This is a genomic window from Methanobrevibacter sp. (assembly GCF_017432245.1).
Taxonomy (GTDB): domain Archaea; phylum Methanobacteriota; class Methanobacteria; order Methanobacteriales; family Methanobacteriaceae; genus Methanobrevibacter.
On sequence record NZ_JAFRJO010000041.1, the window covers coordinates 12,337 to 29,389 of the forward strand.

Here is a 17,053-nt window from a genome sequence, read left to right on the forward strand (position 1 = left end):
ATCAAATATCTTTATTAATGCTAACAAAAAAATATAATATAAGTGATATAATGAGCATAAGCCCCAATCGTATAATGTATTTAGATGAAGTCAGATCACTTGCTATTATGCTAGTGGTTATTGGACACCTATCCAGACTATTTTCATATGATTTCTATAGCTGGTTATTCTGCAGTGGAGTGTTCTCACTTACACGTATTGGTGTTCCTCTATTTTTTACCGTAAGTGGTTCTCTACTTTTGACAAGAAAATATGAAGTCAAAAAGTTTTTAGAAAAACGTTTCAAGCGTGTATTTCTACCATTCATATTCTGGATAATAATATACATTATTGCAGGGGTTCTTATTTGGCATTATACCCCTACATTGACCTATTTCATGGATACTGCCTTTGGAGTTCAAGACTATTCAAGACCATTTTGGTTCATTTGGTCATTAATTGGAGTTTATTTACTTATTCCAGTAATAAGCAGCTTTATTCGTGAAGAAGGAATGAAAGGGTCAGAATATCTTATACTCATAACAATAATACTTTCAATACTCTACACTATTGGATTCTTTGATTATCCTCAAATGAAATATAACTTTAGAGTAATATTCAACTTCTTCCCAGTTCTCGGATACTTCATTATGGGATCTTACATCCACAATAAGAAGTTCAAGTATTCTGATAAGAAAATGTTTGCCATCGGATGCCTATTATTCATAATTGGAATAGCTGGACACTTTACAAAGATATACCTAAAGGGACTTGGAGGAATTGCACTTGCTCCAATAGATTTCTTCGACATTTTTGTAATCATGGAAACCATTGGACTATTCATAGCATTTAAGTATGCAAGCACTAAATGGATTAAAAAAGAAGCTAAGATGATTAGAGAAACAAAATTAGGAGAAGCAATTGTTTTGTTTTCATCATGCAGTTTTGGAATATACTTCTCACATTACATTCTAATGCATTACATTATGTATGATGGATTCTTGGCCCCAATAGTAAAAACCAATGCTTACCTATGGTTGCCTGTCAGTTCAGTCATCATTATTGGATTAAGCTGGTTACTAATATTTACAATGAGTAAAATTCCAATTCTTGAAATAGGAAGCGGAAGAAAATAAGCTCATTTTTCTTTTTTTAAAAAATAATTGAAAATAGATAAAGTAATTATTCTTTTTTTTAAAAAAAAATAATTTAAAAATAGATAAAGTAAATAAAAAATTAAAAAAAAGTAGTTGAAGAGATATCACTCCCAACTAGTGGAAAAAGTTTTGGTCAAGGTTCTGCGGACTGAAGTCCGTGAAGCTTGTTTATTCAACAGTTACACACTTAGCCAAATTCTTAGGTTTATCCGGATCTAATTTTCTAATTACAGACACGTGATAACTTAATAATTGGAGTGGAATTATATAAACAAGCGGAGCCAAGATATCATCTACTTCTGGATTGATTAAAAATACATTATCAGACTCAGAAATTAAATCTTCATCTCCTATAGCACCAATACCTAATATATCAGCACCTCTTGCCTTAACTTCCTGCAAATTGCTCATGATTTTTTTATAATCCTCTCCTGGAGGTGCAACTACTACTACAGGAATATGCTCATCAATCAAAGCGATTGGACCATGCTTAAGTTCACCTGCAGCATAACCTTCAGCATGAATATAAGATATCTCCTTTAGTTTTAAAGCACCTTCTAAAGCGATAGGATAAGAGAAACCTCTTCCAATGAAGAATGCATCCTGATCCCTTTTATACAAATGAGAAATTTCACGAATGATTCCTTGTTTTTTAAGAACTTCATCAATATAATCTGGAACTTTCTCCAATCTTTTAAGCAATTCATAATCATCTGCAAGAAGAGCGGAGAATAAGTAAATAGCTATCAATTGGCTAACATAGGTTTTTGTAGCAGCCACACCGATTTCCGGACCTGCTTGAGTTTGAATAACATAATCTGCCCTTCTTGTAGCAGAACTTCCTCTCACATTTACAATAGCTAATGTTTTAGACACTTCATTTGCTGCATCCAATGCCTTCAATGTGTCTGCAGTTTCACCTGATTGGGAAATGAATATTACAAGAGTCTGGTCATTCAATGCCTTAGCGGAATACTTGAACTCGGAAGCAAGCAAAACCTCTGTTGGTATGCCCACTAGAGATTCTATTAAGTATTTTCCAGTCAATGATGCGTGATAAGATGTTCCGCATGCAACAAAAACAACCCTATTGATAGTTCCTTTGACTTCATCAACAATTGCTTTGACCTTATCCTTTTCAGCTAAAGTGTTTTTGATTGCTACATCCTGTTCGTTGATTTCCTTAATCATGAAGTGGTCATAACCTTCTTTTTCAGCCATTTCCGGAGACCAATCCAATACATCGATTTCCTTTTTGATGACTTTATCATTTTCATCTTTAAAGGTAACGCCATCTTCAGTCAAGATAACTATTTCACCTTTTTCAAGGTATGAAATATTATTGGTATATTTTAAAATAGCAGGAGAATCTGAAGCAACAAAATACTCATCTTCACCAATACCTACAATCAAAGGACTGTCCTTACGGGTAGCTACAACTTTATTCGGTTCATCTGTGCAAATAGCTGCAAGAGCATAAGCCCCTTCAATAACGCCTATAACCTTACGAACAGCTTTTTCCAAATCCAATCCTTCTTTCATGAATTTATCAAGCAAGTGTGGAATTACTTCTGTATCTGTATCAGATTTAAATTCATAACCTTCAGAGATTAAATCATCTTTAATTGCCAAATAGTTTTCTATGATTCCATTATGAACTACAGCAATTGTTCCTGCAGAATTCAAATGGGGGTGTGAATTTTCCTTGCTTGGATCTCCATGAGTTGCCCATCTGACATGTGCAATTCCATAAGTGCCCGGCATATCTTCAAAGTTTAATTTGGAATCAACCTCTTCAATTTTACCGGCATCCTTTTTAAGATTAATCTTGCCGTCACAAGCAGTAGCTAAACCAATGGAGTCATATCCCCTATATTCCAATTTGGATATTGAATCCAAAAGAATTGGAGCAACATTATTATTCTTCAATACACATCCAACAATTCCACACATAGTATCACCAAATAAAGTAATGAATAAATTTTAAAAATTTTACAATTGATTAATTATTAAATAATGATAATTATAAATCATTTATAGTTTATTTTATTTAAATCTTTTACTTAAAGTTTATATTAATTCTATATATCTTAAATGAATTAATTAAATATTTCTAAAAATTATAGAAAAAAAGATAATATTTAACAAGGTTAACTGAATTAAGTAATTAAAAATTAAAAAAAGAAATAAATTAAGTATAAAAAAAGAAGAAAAAAATATTTAATTCTTATCTTGAAGCTTTTTAGAATTTTCCTCAACCAATCTTGTTGCCTCATCGGTCAATTCAATCCATTCCCACCCTTTAGCTAAAACCTTAGCCTTAAGAGTACTGATATTTACTGAACTGACGAAATTAAGCTGATTGTTTTCTTTAAATGAATAAGCCCAAGTAAAACCTTGTTTAGTATTGGTTTTACGCTTTGTAACTCTGAAAAATCCTGTTTTATTCAGTCTTTCCAATGAAGACTCATCATAGGTTTCCTTATACTTCAAAACCAAATCACTAGCTTCATCTGTAAACTCTATCCAATCCAATCCTTTATCCAAAACGATTACCTTTAATTTGTATAGATTTACAGAAACAATTCTTCTTAGCCTGCCGTTTTCATAATATTGGTATGACCAATAGTCATTGCCATTTCTCTTGTTCTCAACAAAACTGACTCTATAAATTCCAGAGGTACTCTTGTATTTTGAAAAATCAAGCTTGTTCTTGCCTCTTAATTTACTGTACTGGCGAACCTTAATCTCTTCAGCATCATAAACCTGATGTATGACCTTGCTGACATATATTTTGCTTCTGCCAACGTCATTTGCAATGTCCAACATGGTCTCACCGGAATCATAAGCTGATATTATGTATTCAGCTAATTCCTCTTTAGACATCAACTTTTCGCCATTAGCCTTATTGAGAGAATTATTTTCCATAAAAACAATCCCCAATATTTTTAATTTATCACAATAAGAAAAATCCCCATTTTTCTTAAATATTATATTCTATTTATAAGTATATATTCTTTTCTTTTATCGATATTGAAAAATATAAAAATAATTAGAAGATGAATCTAAAATCAATCAAGACATCAAATTTGATAAAGATTATTAAAGTGTTATTGAATTCAAGAAAGATCATTGAAAAATTAAAAAAAGTGTGAAATTTAAATTATATTTATTAATGATAATAAATATAAAATTAAATATTATAATTATATAATTTTTTAAAATAATTATTAAGATTGATTAATGAATTATTTTCGAAAATAATTTTTAAAACGATGATTGAAATGGATTCTAAAAATTTACTTTATGAAGGAAAAGCAAAAAGCGTTTTCCAAGGTGAAAATCCTGATGAGGTCATAATTGACTTTAGAGATGACATGACTGCAGGAGATGGCGCTAGAAAAGAAAGCATGGGGCAAAAAGGTTACATTAACTCAATTATTTGTGCAAAAATCTTTGAAACCCTTGAAGAAGCGGGAGTGGAAACACAATTGATTGAATTATGCAAACCTTGTGTCATGAAAGCTAAAAAACTTGATATGATTCCTATAGAAGTTATTGTTAGAAATATAGCAACAGGAAGCATTATCAGAAAATTCCCATTTGAGGATAAGGCTCCATTCAACCCACCTCTTATACAAATGGACTTTAAGGATGATGAATTCCATGATCCAATGTTGAATGATGCAATAGCTATTGCTCTTGGAATAGCAAGCAAAGAAGACTTAGATGAATTAAGAGAATTAGCCCTTAAGGTAAATGAAGTCATGAGCAAAATGTTTAAGGATATTGGAATCATTCTCGTTGACTTTAAAATCGAATTCGGTAAGGACAAGGATGGAAACATCATCTTAGGTGATGAGATAAGTCCTGACAGCTGCAGATTATGGGATGCTGAAACCCTTGACATGCTTGATAAGGAACTCTTCAGACAAGGAAAGGATGATGAGGTCATTGATGCATATGAAGAAGTCTTCAACAGACTCTTAACTGAAGAAGACAGACAAAAATGGGGAATTTAAATAATCTGAAATTATAATTATTATTAAAAAATTAATTAAAGCTTAAATAATGCTTAAAATTAAACTACTAAAAATTAACTATAAAAAACAAGCAAACTATAAAATTAAATTTAGGTGATTAAAAATGATGTATGACATTGAAGTTAAAGTTTCCTTAAAACCGGGAATGTTAAATCCAGAAGCAACCACTATTCAAAGATCCCTTGCTCTTTTAGGATATGAAGTTAAAGGAACCAAAACTAAAGAGATCATTACTTTTGTATTGGAAGCTGACTCAGAAGATGATGCAAGAGAAAAAGTGGACGACATGTGTCAAAAGCTATTATGCAATCCAATTATCCACAATTACACAATCAATATCATTAAGATGGACTTAAGTTGTGGATGCGGATGCGAATAGATAAAAAACTCAGATCAATTCTAATAAATGAAGATTATAAAGTGATAAAATGGCAATTGGAATTATAAGATTCCCTGGAACTAACTGTGACCGTGACGTTTATAAGGCAATTGAACTTGCAGGCGGCCAAGCAGAGTACATCTGGTGGAATAACGAAGATTTAACTGATTATGATGGAATTGTTATACCTGGCGGATTTTCCTATGGAGATTACTTACGTGCAGGAGCAATAGCTTCAAACACCCCTGTTGTTGAAGGTGTTAAGGCACTTGTAAAAGAGGAAAAGCCAGTTCTTGGAATATGTAATGGAGCACAAATTCTTGGAGAAATTGGACTCATTCCAGGATTGTTCATTACCAATGAAGTACCTAAATTTAATTGTGAATGGTCTAAATTGAAAGTTGCAAACAATAAGACTCCATTCACTAAAAACTTTGAAAAAGACCAAGTGATTGACATACCAATAGCTCATGCTGAAGGAAGATTCTACACTCAAGACATTGATCTTATGAAAGACCAAGACCAAATCGTTCTTCAGTTTGCAGAGAAAAACCCTAACGGATCTATGGAAGCAATTACAGGTGTATGTGACGAATCAGGACTTGTACTTGCAATGATGCCACACCCAGAAAGGGCCACTACAAAACTATTAGGTTCAGACAATGGTCTTGAATTCTTTAAAGGTATGTTAGATAGTATTTAAGCTATCTACATATACTAAATTTTTTAATCCATTTAAAATCCATTGAAATAAAATTTTACAAACTCATTTTAAAAATATAAATTAAGGAAGTATAACATGCCAGTATATTTAATAGGTGCAGGTCCCGGAGACCCTGATTTAATAACTTTAAAAGCTGTGAAAGCATTAAACAAAGCAGATGTTGTTTTATATGATTATCTTGCTAATGAAGAGATATTGAAGCATGCTCCAGAAGATGCAAAACTCATTTATGTAGGTAAAAAGGCTGGAGAGCATTATAAGACACAAGATGAAATCAATCAATTGATCATTGAAGAAGCTGAAGAGCATGAAAATGTAATCAGATTGAAAGGTGGAGATCCATTTGTATTCGGTAGAGGTGGAGAAGAGCTATTGGCTCTTGCAAAGGAAAATATAGACTTTGAAGTTATTCCAGGAGTCACCTCAGCTATCGGCGCACCTACAAGCATGGCATTTCCAATAACCCATAGGGCAGTTGCAACCTCATTTACAGTTGTTACAGGTCATGAAGACCCAACCAAAAAGGACAAGCAAGTTAAATGGGATTACACTGCAGATACCTTGATTATCCTTATGGGAATCGGAAACATCAAGGAAAACACTGAAGAAATCATGAAATACAGAGACCCTAAAACTCCTGCATGTGCTATTGAAAGCGGAACACTTCCAAATGAAAGGGTCGTATTTGGAACACTTGAAACAATAGCTGACAAGGAAATCAACACACCTGCAATTCTTGTCATCGGTGATGTGATTAATGTATTTAAAGAGATTAAAGGAATTGAATAATCCTTTAATTTATCTTCTTTTTATTATTCAAAAACTTAAATCTATTTTTTTAAGTTTTCTAAAACTTTTATCAAACTTTAACTAGAACTATTTTTCATAAAATAATATCATAAATCAAAATTAGTAATACTTTGAAAAAAGAATTATTTTAATTAAAAAACTAAAATAATAAAATTCTATTTTTAAAATTTTTAAAACATAACTAAATTGAGATTAAATAAAAAATTAGATTAAATCATTATTTTAAATCCAAAATAAAGAAAAAATAAGCTAAAAAAGACATTACATTTATATATTATTAAAGAGAAATTTAATACTGACTCAAATATACTTTAAAGTGTATGAGTGAATTACTTAAAAAAAGAGGTGTTTAATTATGGAAATCGGTGAAATTATTAGTGACGCAATTCGTTACCCATTAAACCACACTAAATCATTATTAATTTATATAGTGATTATGTTCGTAATTGCATTAATTGCAATCTTTACAGGTGTAGGATTAGTTGCAGGTCAAGAAACTAATCAAGTATTTGCAAGTGGAATTATAGGATTAATCGGAATGATTCTCATAGTTTTAATCGCATTATTAGTTGATGGATATGGATTAGACATTGTAAAATTAGGTATTGACAGAAATGATGCTGCTCCTGAAATTGATATCGCAAGACAAGTAATCGCAGGTATTAAATACTTAATTGTAACTATTGTATACTTTATCATTCCAATCATTGTTATGATGTTATTATCCGCAATAAACGATACTTTAGGAGTAATTGTTGGTTTAATCTTATTCATTGTATTTGGATTGGCTCTTATCATGGGAGAATGCAGATTAGCAAACACTGGATCATTAGGTGAAGCTTTAAATATTCCTGAAGCAATTAAAGATCTTCAAGCTATTGGTATTTTCAAAGTATTAATTGTTATTATCATTGTAGCGATTATTGCATTTATTTTAAGCTTTATTGCTGGAATCTTCAGTGGTATGGGTGACATCGGTTCATTCATTAGTGCAATTTTAAGTGCAATCGTTGGAGCATACACATTCTTCTTCGGTCACAGAGCAACTGGTTTATTATATTCTGACGCATAAGTCAAATAAACCTGATTTAAAATTTTTCAAATATTGAGAGTTGATTCTCTTAATATTCTCTTTTTTCTTTTTTTAAAAAAAAATTAAAACTAATTTTCTATAAATATTTAAAGACTATTTTTAAATTATAATTCAAAACTGAAAATGACTTTTTCTTTCTTCTCTAAAAAAATGAAAAATAACAAATTTTTTAAATAGATAAAATTTATACATATTTTCATACATATATAATTTTAAACAAACTTATACAAATTTTTAGGAGTATTAAAATAAGTTTTATAAAATAACAAATAATTAAAAAACACGAATTAATTATAATCTTAAGATGTGGAAATATGGTAAAGAGAATAGCTGTTACAAGACCTGAAGAAAGATCCAAAGCTGCAAAGGAATTCATAGAAAACTATGGAGGAGAAGCAGTTATAGTGCCAACATTGGAATTGAAACTGGAAAATACCGATTCATTAAAGGAGTTGATAGGCAGATTCGGTGAATTGGACTGGTTAATATTTACATCAGTAAGTTCAATTGACTCCATTTTCAAGTTTTATCCAAACTTTGTTGAAAGCTTAAATTCAGACTGCAAAATTGCAACTATAGGTACTAAAACTGCAGAAGTAGCTATGAATAAAGGACTCCATATAGATATCATACCAAAAGATTATACTGCTGAAGGACTCATTGAAGAATTTAAAAGAATCGACTTAAATAATAAAATTGTTGGAGTCCCTCGTACATTTTCTGCAAGGACTATTTTACCTGAAGAACTTAAAAATATGGGGGCTGAAGTCATCTTGGCAGAAAGCTATAAGTCAGTCATTCCAGAAAACAAAACTGATATTGAAAACTTAATCCAAGAAATAATAGAAGAAAAGATAGATGGGATAACATTTACAAGCCCATTAACTGTAGTGAATCTATTCAAGACAGCTAAAGATAATCAAAAGGATGAATTGGTTGAAAAATTATCAAGCTCAACACTTACTGTAGCTATTGGACCAATAACTGGAAAAATACTTGATGAGTACAATGTAAAGCACATTTATCCTGAAAGATACACAGTGAAAGACATGATTGACTTGATGTTTAAGGAATTGAACAATCAAAATTAAAACAATGATTTTTATAAATTGAATAATATGAATTAATAATCTAAGTAAAGGAGGAATTTCTATAAGCCAATTTAAGATAAGCATAATCATACCGGTATACAATGGAGAGAAATATCTTCCCATTACTTTAGATTCTGTCATTAAGCAAAGCATCGGGATTGAAAACCTAGAGATAATTATAGCAAATGATCATTCCACTGACAATACAAAGGAAATCATTGAAGAGTATAAGGCAAGAATCAATGCCGAAACCAATAAGGAAACAATTAAGTCAATACACCTATTGGAAAATATGGGTGGAGCATTTGGTCCCCGCAATATTGCATTAGACCGTGTTAATGGAGAATATATTATGTTCATTGACTCAGATGACACTTTTCCATTGGATGCATGCGAAACTTTATACAATAAAATAAGAGAATATGATTGTGACATTGCATTTGGAAGATACTTGAGACATTACGTGGAAAAGGGTGTTATACGAAAATCATACACCCCTTACATAGATAGTTTGGAAGATCCATATGATGATTATCTGGATGATTTGGTGGAAGGATCTGAATTGGATGGATTTTTAGGTTTTATTTGGAAAAATATCATAAGTCGTTTCTTTTATGGAAAGCCCATAAATAAGGAAAATAATAAGGAAATACTTATTAAAGACATAAAAGCGGAAAATGAGGATGAAATTGTTATTCTAAAAATTTTGCCATCATTTTGGACTAAAATATACAATGCAGACTTAATAAAAGGCAATGACATTAAATTTCCAGACTGCATATCTGCTGAAGACTTGAACTTCCTATTGGAATCCTATTTTAAAAGCGAAAATGGAATTCTGTTCCTGAATGATAAGATTGTTTACAATTATTTCATGAGATTGGAAGATGAAGAGAAATCCATTACAAAAAACATTAATTTCAGATTAGTTTACGATTCCATAAAAGCTTATAGAATGTCTAGCCAGCTTTGCGATGAATATGATATCAAAAATAAGAATCTGTTCTTGAATCCTTATCTATTAAATTGGATTAAGCTGTGGTTAAGCAGAGATAATTCAAAAGAAGAAAATAAAGTTTTCCTTAATGAGATAAAATTAATGGAAAATGGAAATGGAAGTGGATTGAAATACAAGTTAATTCTTAAACTTATTAACACATTGCTAAAAATCAAATCCTAATCATTTTCATAAAAAATAAAATAAAAAAAATAAACACATCATCATAATGAGTTATCAGAAAAAAATGAAAAATATAAAAAATTATTTAAAATAAATAATTTTTAAATATTATGCTAACATATTATAAGTAAGAAAAAGAATGAAAAAACTTAAAGAGGTGAAAATATGAAAGATGTTATGATTTGGCCAATATATCTTGATTGCGAAAAATCATTGAATGAAGGAAGAAAAATATCTAAAGAGTATGCCATCCCTGAACCAAGAATTAAGGAAATCATTAAGGCAACTCAAAAATTAAGATACAAATACTATGCTGAAGAGGATAGGGCATATCCAGGAGAATGGTATAATAAATCTGGAAGAGTCATAATCAGCAGTGATGACAGCAAAAAGGAAATTCTAATCAATTTATCAAACACCATCAAGCAAATGAGAGAAACTAAACAAGCAAATAGATCCAATAAAAAAAATAAAAAAGGAAAAAGAAAATAAAGGCGTTAAAATGACAAACATACCACCAGAAATGAAAAAAAGATATGAAGAAGCAAAAAGACTCATAGAAACTTCAAATGATATAAAAATCTATAGCCATACTGACTGTGATGGAATATCCTCAGGAGCAATTTTATCAGGCATTTTAAAGAAGATTGGAAAAAAGGATTTTGGAATTGAAATTGTTAACTTAGATGTTTTGGAAAATGTCCCTATAGAACATGAGTTAACAATATTCTCAGATTTAGGATCTGGACAGCCGGTTGATAAAAATGCAACTGAAGACTCTAAAATACTTATTCTTGATCACCATCCTCCACTAAGAGACATTAATTACTGTGATACAGTAGATTATACTTATCTAGAAATAAATCCCATTTTTCATGGAATAGATGGTTCCCAGGAAATTTGCGGAGGAGGTCTTTGTTATCTTCTTGCTAAAGAGTTTGGTTTCAAGGATTTGAGTTGGATTGGAATATTAGCTGCTATTGGAGATATACAGAATGGTAAAACCGGCAGACTGGAAGGTTTAAACAGAACTATCATCAAAGATGCTGAAGAAGAGGGATTATTGAAAGTAATTCAAAATGACTTATCATTATATGGTAGGCAAACAAGACCTCTGTTTGTTGCATTGTCATATTTCAGCGATGTAATATTGGAAATTACAAATGATCAAAATAAGGCATTGGACTTGTTAAAAAGACTTGATATAAACACTAGAAACCCTGAAAATGACACATCCATAAGAGCCTGCGATTTAAGTCAAGAAGACAAATTCAAATTAATTAAAGAATTAATCAATATGATTACCAGAGCAATCCCTAGCAGATATGCAATTCATGCTCCAAAATTAGTCATGGGCGAAAGCTATGAATTTGCAAATGAAGAAAAATATACTTTCTTAAGGGATGCATCTGAATTTTCCACCGCTATGAATGCATGTGTTAGAAATGAAAGGCCGGAAGTTGCTTTAAAACTATTGGATTTAACTATAAAGCGAAATGAAATCATAAATGAAAACAATTTATCAATGGATATTGAAAGCAATAGGGCAGTGGTTCTTGATGAACTCGCCGAAATTTCAAAAGACCACAGGTACTACTTAAGGACAAATGTAGAAGAAATTGGAAAATCTAAGCCAATAATTCAAAAGAAAAACTTGCAATACTTCGATGGTGATGGAATAAGGAGCAATGTTGTTGGTACAATTGCTGGAATGTCTCTAAGTCATGGAGATTGGAGAAAACCGATGATTGCATTTACACAGGTAAGTGAAGAAAATGAAGATTTAAAAATTTCACTTCGCTGCTCTAAACTATTGGCATATGATGGAGTTCATTTCGGTTCAATCATTAGGGAAGTTGCTCAAAACTTAGGAGGAAATGGAGGAGGCCATGATGTTGCTTGTGGAGCATACATACCTAAGGAAAAAAGAGATGAATTTATAAATTCAATGAACGAAAAATTAGAAGGAAAATTGGTACTTGATTAATCATTCAATACCAATTTATTATTTTTAATACTATTTTTTTATATATGCATTTATTAAGACTACTTTTATTTATACTCATTTTAAAACTATTTTTTTAATAAAATTTTTTAAAAAAAAACTACATTCAAATAGACTTTATAAAAAACTAAAATAAACTTTAAATATTAAAAGAGACAAAATAACTATTAACTGAAAATAATTAATTCTTTCAATAAAAAACAGAAGTGATTATTATGGAAATCTTACAAAAAAGAGGGGCATTGACTCATTTTCAAATTTTAGGGGAAATCTCTAAGCAAGAACCAAATCTTAAGCAAAAGGATTTAGCTGAACGTTTAGGAATTACAATTCAAGCGGTTTCTGAAAATATAAAAATCTTGACTGAACTTGAATACATTACATCAAAAGATGGTAGAGCACCATATAAGATTACCCAAAAGGGAATTGCTAAAGTCAAAAAAGATGCAATAACCTTAAGAAAGTATTCTGACAGTGTTCTTGAAACCATGACCTATTATAAATCTACCTGGCCAGCAATAGCTAAGGAAGACTTGAAGGAAGGTGACGAAGTAGGTTTGTATATGGAAGATGGCAGATTATACGCTTCAATCAATGCACAGACTGATGCTTATGCTGATGTAATATTGGACACTAAAAAAGGATTTGATGTTCCTTTAACCAATCTAAAAGGAATTATTGAAATCAAAGAAAGCAAAATCCTAATAATCTCATTGCCTCCAATAAAACAAGGAGGATCAAGATCAACTGATATTGATTTAATTAAGGAAATCTATGATGGAAAATATGAAAACTATGGATTAAGCTCAATTGACAAGGTTGCAGCAATTGGAACTACTTCACATGTAATAGCTGATGCTTTAAATATTCCTGTAGACATTGAATTTGGAGTGAGCGAAGCAGCTCAATCTGCAGTTAGAAAAGGATTAAATGTCTTGATTCTTTCAATAGGAGACATGAGCAAAAACATAGCAAAAGACTTGGAAGATGCTAATGTTCCTTATCAAGTCATAGACGCTAAAAAATCAAATATGGAAATTTAAGAATATATTTTCAATATATTTTTAAATTCTCTTCTTTTTTTATACTACTTTACTCATTGCAAAAAAAAACTATTTTTAAAAAAAGAGCAAAAAACTATTTAGTAATTAAATAGCTTTTTCTTCACAATAACTTTGGAATCTGCATTTTCTACATTTATTAGGGTTTTTAGTAGGGATTGGGTCTCTTTTATCATCAATTAACCTATGTAAAAAATTGATTGTGTATTTAATGTTCTGTTCATTGCTTTCATTGAATTCTTCGCTCCAAAATATGTTATCTGTTCCCCTTTGCCTTAATGCAGCAATGATTGTACGGTTATCATCACCAATCATGTTTTTAAAAGCTAAGCAGTAAGCACGAACTTGATTAATTGTTGATGGATAAGCCCTATTTCCAGGTTTATCGTCAATAATGATTATCTTATCAGGACCCATGCGAACTTCATCGATAAAACCGCGAATTCCATCTTCTGTGTCAATAACAAACATTTCCCTGGATAAAATTTCCTCTTCCTTAGACAATTCAAAAGCATCCTGGAAAGTTGATGGCTGAGCTGTTTCCTTAAATTTTTCCTCTAATACAGCATGCCCATGAGTTCCTTCAACCATCTCGCGAGTAGGTGCTGTACTAACTCCTTGACAATATTCAAGATACAAACTGTATTCGCAGTATCCTTGAGTATTTAGCCAGCTTATTGGAAAATTAGCTTTTTCATCAATAATCCGAACCATCTTATAATTTTCATGAAGTTCAAAATCTAAGATATTATATTCATCTATAATAAATTTATTTTCCATAAAATCCCCATTAATATAAAAATATCTTAAAAAACCTAATATAAACTAAATATTAAAAAAATTAGAAATAGAAAAAATAAAAACAATAAAAATAATTAAAAATTATCTTCTACTGAAAAACACATCAGTATCCTCTTCAATAACTGTAGTTCTTGTAATTCCATCCAAGAGTCTTGTTTTACCTGTAATTCTTCCAAGAATTACATCAAAAATGATTGGGAACCAGTAAATCTTTGAAAGAGATCTTATCAATGCTTGAGAATAAGTTATGGAGTAATCTCTTCCAAGTCTTCCCCTTCTTGGCACTACTGATTTAACTTCAATAAACATCAACCTTTTACCAACAGTTGCACCTAAATTCTTCTCTAAAATTGTAAAATACAATAAAATTAAAATTGGAAGAATGAATACAAAATAATGGTAAATTTGGAACATATAGAAGTAGTTTATAAAGAAATATGCGAAATAAGATAAAATCCACATAAAAGCAGAAACTACAAAGAAATCAAGGATATATGCTACAACTCTTTTACCGAATAAGTCCATCAAATCACCATCTGATTAATTATTATTTAATCATAAACTTAAATTTTTAATCTTAATTTTAAAACTTAATCTTAAATATTTAAAATCTATTTAACATACTCTTGGAACAGGATCTGCTATAGGGGTTTCTAAAATTCTTACTCCACCAATTCCTGTTTCAATCAATACTTTATCATCATCAATAACTTCGCCAATAATAGCTGCATCTTTACCGTATTTGTCAGTTTTAATTGCTGCTAAAACTTCTTCAGCCTTTTCTGCCTTTACACCCATTAAAACTTTTCCTTCATTAGCCACTTCATATGGGTCAATACCTAACATATCAGAAGCTGCTCTAACTGCTTCCTTAACTGGAATTGCATCATCCTTAAGCATGATTCCAACACCGGATTTACGTGCCATTTCATTGATACAGTTAGCAAGGCCACCACGGGTAGGGTCTTTCATAGCGGTGACTCCACCTACTTCAAGAGCTTTGGAAATGATTCCCCACATTGGAGCTACATCAGATTTCAATTCAGTTTCAAAACCAAATCCTTCTCTAAAGGACATTAAACTCATTCCATGGTCTCCAACACTACCTGTAATGATAATCTTATCTCCAACACTTAAAGTGGAATCTTTAATAACTTCTCCTTTTTTAGCGATTCCAATACCTGTGGTTACAATAACAATACCATCAAGTTTGTCTTGCTCCATTACCTTAGTATCCCCAGTAATAACAGCTACATCAGCTTCTTCACAAGTATCGCTTAAAGATTTAATGATCTTATCCAAATCTTCAATTGGAAAACCTTCTTGCAAAATCATAGCATTTGAAATAGCTAAAGGTTTTGCTCCCATTACAGAAACATCATTGATAGTTCCTGCAGCTGAAATTCTTCCTATATCTCCACCAGGGAAGAATAATGGATTAACAGTATGACCATCAGTTGTTACAACAATTTCATAATCGCCAAGAGGGATTGTAGCACCGTCATCTAATGCATCTAAACCATATCCTCCTTCAACTGATTTTTTTGATAAATTATTAAGAATGGTTTGTGAGATTAAGTTTCCCATAACCTCTCCACCAGCACCATGTGACATTCCTATTTTCATTTTATCTCCTTAATGTAAATAATTAAAATAAATAATTAGCAATTTAAATAACTAAACTTTTTTAAAGATTTTTAAATATCTTCAATAGTTTATAACATTATAATATATTTAATTAATATTAAATAAGTATTTCCAATTTATAAAAAAATTAAAATCAAAATAATGATTTAAAAAAATAGTAAAAAAACTAAAAGTAGTAAAAATAGTAAAAAGTGTTAAAATAAGAATAAATAAAAAAAGATAGAATAATAAAATTATTCTACAATAACTCCGTTAACAACACCATCTTGACCAGGTCTGGAGGTAACTTTTGCGTGACCTAATTCGGTTTCTACAATAGCCCCTTTGGTGATGATGTTCCTTCTTACGTAGTTAGGGTTAGCACTGTTTTCAATTACGTTTAAGATTTCTACAGTGTGAGCTTTACCGTCAGCATCAATAACGTTGATTTGGTTTTCAAATGCTAATCTGTGTTTTTCGTTTCCACCACGGGTTCTGATTTTTCTTAATTTTTTCTCACCTAATCTGGTTTCTGCAGATTCTCTACCTAATTCAGATTTCCTTTTACCACGGTTTGCAACTCTTCTAGCACCAGATGGAGATCTGGTTGATTTTCCTTGACAAATAGCCATAACAATATCTCCTTATATTATTTTCCGTAATCTATGTAATTATTAAATTTTTTATTTCCAAAAGATTTTCAAGCTAAATTTACATAAAGTAATCTAATGGAATAATTTTTCTAAAATATGAAACTCAAAAAACAAGCTTCCGCTTTGCTTGATAAGAGATAAATTTAATAATAATTTTTTTAAATAATTATTAAAATTTATTTTTGATTTATTTTTTTAAAATGAGAATAAATTCTCATAAATAAGCAAGTTAATTAATGATTCTTACTGCAAGATAAAATAAGAATGTATATATTTATATTCAAAACTATATATAAAGGTAACTATTTTTCAGACCTTTAAAATTGAAAAATAATTAAAAAATAGAAATGGAAATTAAAATAAAAATAGAAATGGAAATTAAAATAAAAATAGAAATGGAAATTAAAATAAAAATAGAAATGGAAATTAAAATAAAAATAGAAATAAAAAA

At 30.5% G+C, this 17,053-nt stretch carries 17 protein-coding genes; 11 read left to right on the forward strand and 6 right to left on the reverse strand.

Annotation, left to right across the window (positions count from 1 at the left end):
* Positions 1-50 precede the first annotated feature (50 nt).
* Positions 51-1,115, forward strand: coding sequence for an acyltransferase family protein (locus IJI80_RS03605; protein WP_292787716.1), 1,065 nt, complete (start codon positions 51-53; stop codon positions 1,113-1,115).
* Positions 1,116-1,304: 189 nt separating this feature from the next.
* On the opposite strand, the gene glmS is transcribed toward IJI80_RS03605, so the two are convergent.
* Both glmS and IJI80_RS03615 read right to left on the reverse strand, forming a co-directional pair.
* Positions 1,305-3,089 carry a glutamine--fructose-6-phosphate transaminase (isomerizing) gene (glmS, locus tag IJI80_RS03610; protein ID WP_292787717.1) on the reverse strand — a complete coding sequence of 595 codons (1,785 nt, stop codon included), beginning with the start codon at positions 3,087-3,089 and terminating at the stop codon, positions 1,305-1,307.
* A 267-nt stretch (positions 3,090-3,356) separates the two neighbouring features.
* Positions 3,357-4,064, reverse strand: a complete 708-nt coding sequence (locus IJI80_RS03615; protein WP_292787719.1) for a hypothetical protein — start codon at positions 4,062-4,064, stop codon at positions 3,357-3,359.
* Between the two features lie 356 nt (positions 4,065-4,420).
* On the opposite strand from IJI80_RS03615, the gene purC reads away from it, so the two are divergent.
* The 10 genes from purC (at position 4,421) to IJI80_RS03665 (ending at position 13,504) form a co-directional block, all read left to right on the forward strand.
* Positions 4,421-5,158 (forward strand): phosphoribosylaminoimidazolesuccinocarboxamide synthase, encoded by a 738-nt coding sequence (gene purC / locus IJI80_RS03620; protein WP_292787721.1) that lies wholly within the window; start codon positions 4,421-4,423, stop codon positions 5,156-5,158.
* A gap of 124 nt (positions 5,159-5,282) precedes the next feature.
* Entirely contained in the window at positions 5,283-5,558 is a 276-nt protein-coding gene (purS, locus tag IJI80_RS03625; protein ID WP_292787722.1) for a phosphoribosylformylglycinamidine synthase subunit PurS, read from the forward strand.
* Between the two features lie 49 nt (positions 5,559-5,607).
* Positions 5,608-6,261 carry a phosphoribosylformylglycinamidine synthase subunit PurQ gene (purQ, locus tag IJI80_RS03630; protein ID WP_292787723.1) on the forward strand — a complete coding sequence of 218 codons (654 nt, stop codon included), beginning with the start codon at positions 5,608-5,610 and terminating at the stop codon, positions 6,259-6,261.
* Between the two features lie 96 nt (positions 6,262-6,357).
* Positions 6,358-7,071: a uroporphyrinogen-III C-methyltransferase gene (gene cobA / locus IJI80_RS03635; protein WP_292787724.1), complete on the forward strand. Its 714-nt coding sequence runs from the start codon at positions 6,358-6,360 to the stop codon at positions 7,069-7,071.
* A 376-nt stretch (positions 7,072-7,447) separates the two neighbouring features.
* A complete protein-coding gene (locus IJI80_RS03640) occupies positions 7,448-8,164 on the forward strand; it encodes a DUF4013 domain-containing protein (protein WP_292787726.1) in 717 nt (238 codons plus the stop codon).
* 335 nt (positions 8,165-8,499) lie between these two features.
* On the forward strand, positions 8,500-9,276 hold the full coding sequence (locus IJI80_RS03645) for a uroporphyrinogen-III synthase (protein ID WP_292787728.1): 777 nt from the start codon (positions 8,500-8,502) through the stop codon (positions 9,274-9,276).
* Positions 9,277-9,364: 88 nt separating this feature from the next.
* The gene (locus IJI80_RS03650; RefSeq protein ID WP_292787742.1) at positions 9,365-10,456 is read left to right on the forward strand and encodes a glycosyltransferase; all 1,092 of its coding nucleotides are present in this window, start codon (positions 9,365-9,367) and stop codon (positions 10,454-10,456) included.
* Between the two features lie 165 nt (positions 10,457-10,621).
* A complete protein-coding gene (locus IJI80_RS03655; RefSeq protein ID WP_292787730.1) occupies positions 10,622-10,948 on the forward strand; it encodes a signal recognition particle subunit SRP19/SEC65 family protein in 327 nt (108 codons plus the stop codon).
* A 10-nt stretch (positions 10,949-10,958) separates the two neighbouring features.
* The gene (locus IJI80_RS03660; RefSeq protein ID WP_292787732.1) at positions 10,959-12,443 is read left to right on the forward strand and encodes a DHH family phosphoesterase; all 1,485 of its coding nucleotides are present in this window, start codon (positions 10,959-10,961) and stop codon (positions 12,441-12,443) included.
* Between the two features lie 233 nt (positions 12,444-12,676).
* On the forward strand, positions 12,677-13,504 hold the full coding sequence (locus IJI80_RS03665) for a MarR family transcriptional regulator (protein WP_292787733.1): 828 nt from the start codon (positions 12,677-12,679) through the stop codon (positions 13,502-13,504).
* 105 nt (positions 13,505-13,609) lie between these two features.
* Here IJI80_RS03665 and IJI80_RS03670 read toward each other — a convergent pair whose 3' ends face one another.
* The 4 genes from IJI80_RS03670 to IJI80_RS03685 all read right to left on the reverse strand — a co-directional run bounded on the left by IJI80_RS03670 (position 13,610) and on the right by IJI80_RS03685 (position 16,581).
* The gene (locus IJI80_RS03670) at positions 13,610-14,302 is read right to left on the reverse strand and encodes a Dna2/Cas4 domain-containing protein (protein WP_292787735.1); all 693 of its coding nucleotides are present in this window, start codon (positions 14,300-14,302) and stop codon (positions 13,610-13,612) included.
* A 102-nt stretch (positions 14,303-14,404) separates the two neighbouring features.
* The gene (locus IJI80_RS03675; protein WP_292787736.1) at positions 14,405-14,848 is read right to left on the reverse strand and encodes an RDD family protein; all 444 of its coding nucleotides are present in this window, start codon (positions 14,846-14,848) and stop codon (positions 14,405-14,407) included.
* A 90-nt stretch (positions 14,849-14,938) separates the two neighbouring features.
* On the reverse strand, positions 14,939-15,949 hold the full coding sequence (hypE, locus tag IJI80_RS03680) for a hydrogenase expression/formation protein HypE (RefSeq protein WP_292787738.1): 1,011 nt from the start codon (positions 15,947-15,949) through the stop codon (positions 14,939-14,941).
* Between the two features lie 254 nt (positions 15,950-16,203).
* The gene (locus IJI80_RS03685) at positions 16,204-16,581 is read right to left on the reverse strand and encodes a 30S ribosomal protein S8e (protein WP_292787740.1); all 378 of its coding nucleotides are present in this window, start codon (positions 16,579-16,581) and stop codon (positions 16,204-16,206) included.
* Positions 16,582-17,053: the final 472 nt, after the last annotated feature.

What these genes read in the sequence shown, in the direction of transcription:
- IJI80_RS03685 (WP_292787740.1), bottom strand. Translation starts at nt 16,581, where the DNA reads ATGGCTATTTGTCAAGGAAAATCAACCAGATCTCCATCTGGTGCTAGA.
- IJI80_RS03655 (WP_292787730.1), top strand. Translation starts at nt 10,622, where the DNA reads ATGAAAGATGTTATGATTTGGCCAATATATCTTGATTGCGAAAAATCA.
- purC (WP_292787721.1), top strand. Translation starts at nt 4,421, where the DNA reads ATGGATTCTAAAAATTTACTTTATGAAGGAAAAGCAAAAAGCGTTTTC.
- purQ (WP_292787723.1), top strand. Translation starts at nt 5,608, where the DNA reads ATGGCAATTGGAATTATAAGATTCCCTGGAACTAACTGTGACCGTGAC.
- IJI80_RS03615 (WP_292787719.1), bottom strand. Translation starts at nt 4,064, where the DNA reads ATGGAAAATAATTCTCTCAATAAGGCTAATGGCGAAAAGTTGATGTCT.
- IJI80_RS03670 (WP_292787735.1), bottom strand. Translation starts at nt 14,302, where the DNA reads ATGGAAAATAAATTTATTATAGATGAATATAATATCTTAGATTTTGAA.
- glmS (WP_292787717.1), bottom strand. Translation starts at nt 3,089, where the DNA reads ATGTGTGGAATTGTTGGATGTGTATTGAAGAATAATAATGTTGCTCCA.
- IJI80_RS03665 (WP_292787733.1), top strand. Translation starts at nt 12,677, where the DNA reads ATGGAAATCTTACAAAAAAGAGGGGCATTGACTCATTTTCAAATTTTA.
- IJI80_RS03640 (WP_292787726.1), top strand. Translation starts at nt 7,448, where the DNA reads ATGGAAATCGGTGAAATTATTAGTGACGCAATTCGTTACCCATTAAAC.
- IJI80_RS03645 (WP_292787728.1), top strand. Translation starts at nt 8,500, where the DNA reads ATGGTAAAGAGAATAGCTGTTACAAGACCTGAAGAAAGATCCAAAGCT.
- cobA (WP_292787724.1), top strand. Translation starts at nt 6,358, where the DNA reads ATGCCAGTATATTTAATAGGTGCAGGTCCCGGAGACCCTGATTTAATA.
- hypE (WP_292787738.1), bottom strand. Translation starts at nt 15,949, where the DNA reads ATGAAAATAGGAATGTCACATGGTGCTGGTGGAGAGGTTATGGGAAAC.
- IJI80_RS03675 (WP_292787736.1), bottom strand. Translation starts at nt 14,848, where the DNA reads ATGGACTTATTCGGTAAAAGAGTTGTAGCATATATCCTTGATTTCTTT.
- IJI80_RS03605 (WP_292787716.1), top strand. Translation starts at nt 51, where the DNA reads ATGAGCATAAGCCCCAATCGTATAATGTATTTAGATGAAGTCAGATCA.
- purS (WP_292787722.1), top strand. Translation starts at nt 5,283, where the DNA reads ATGATGTATGACATTGAAGTTAAAGTTTCCTTAAAACCGGGAATGTTA.
- IJI80_RS03660 (WP_292787732.1), top strand. Translation starts at nt 10,959, where the DNA reads ATGACAAACATACCACCAGAAATGAAAAAAAGATATGAAGAAGCAAAA.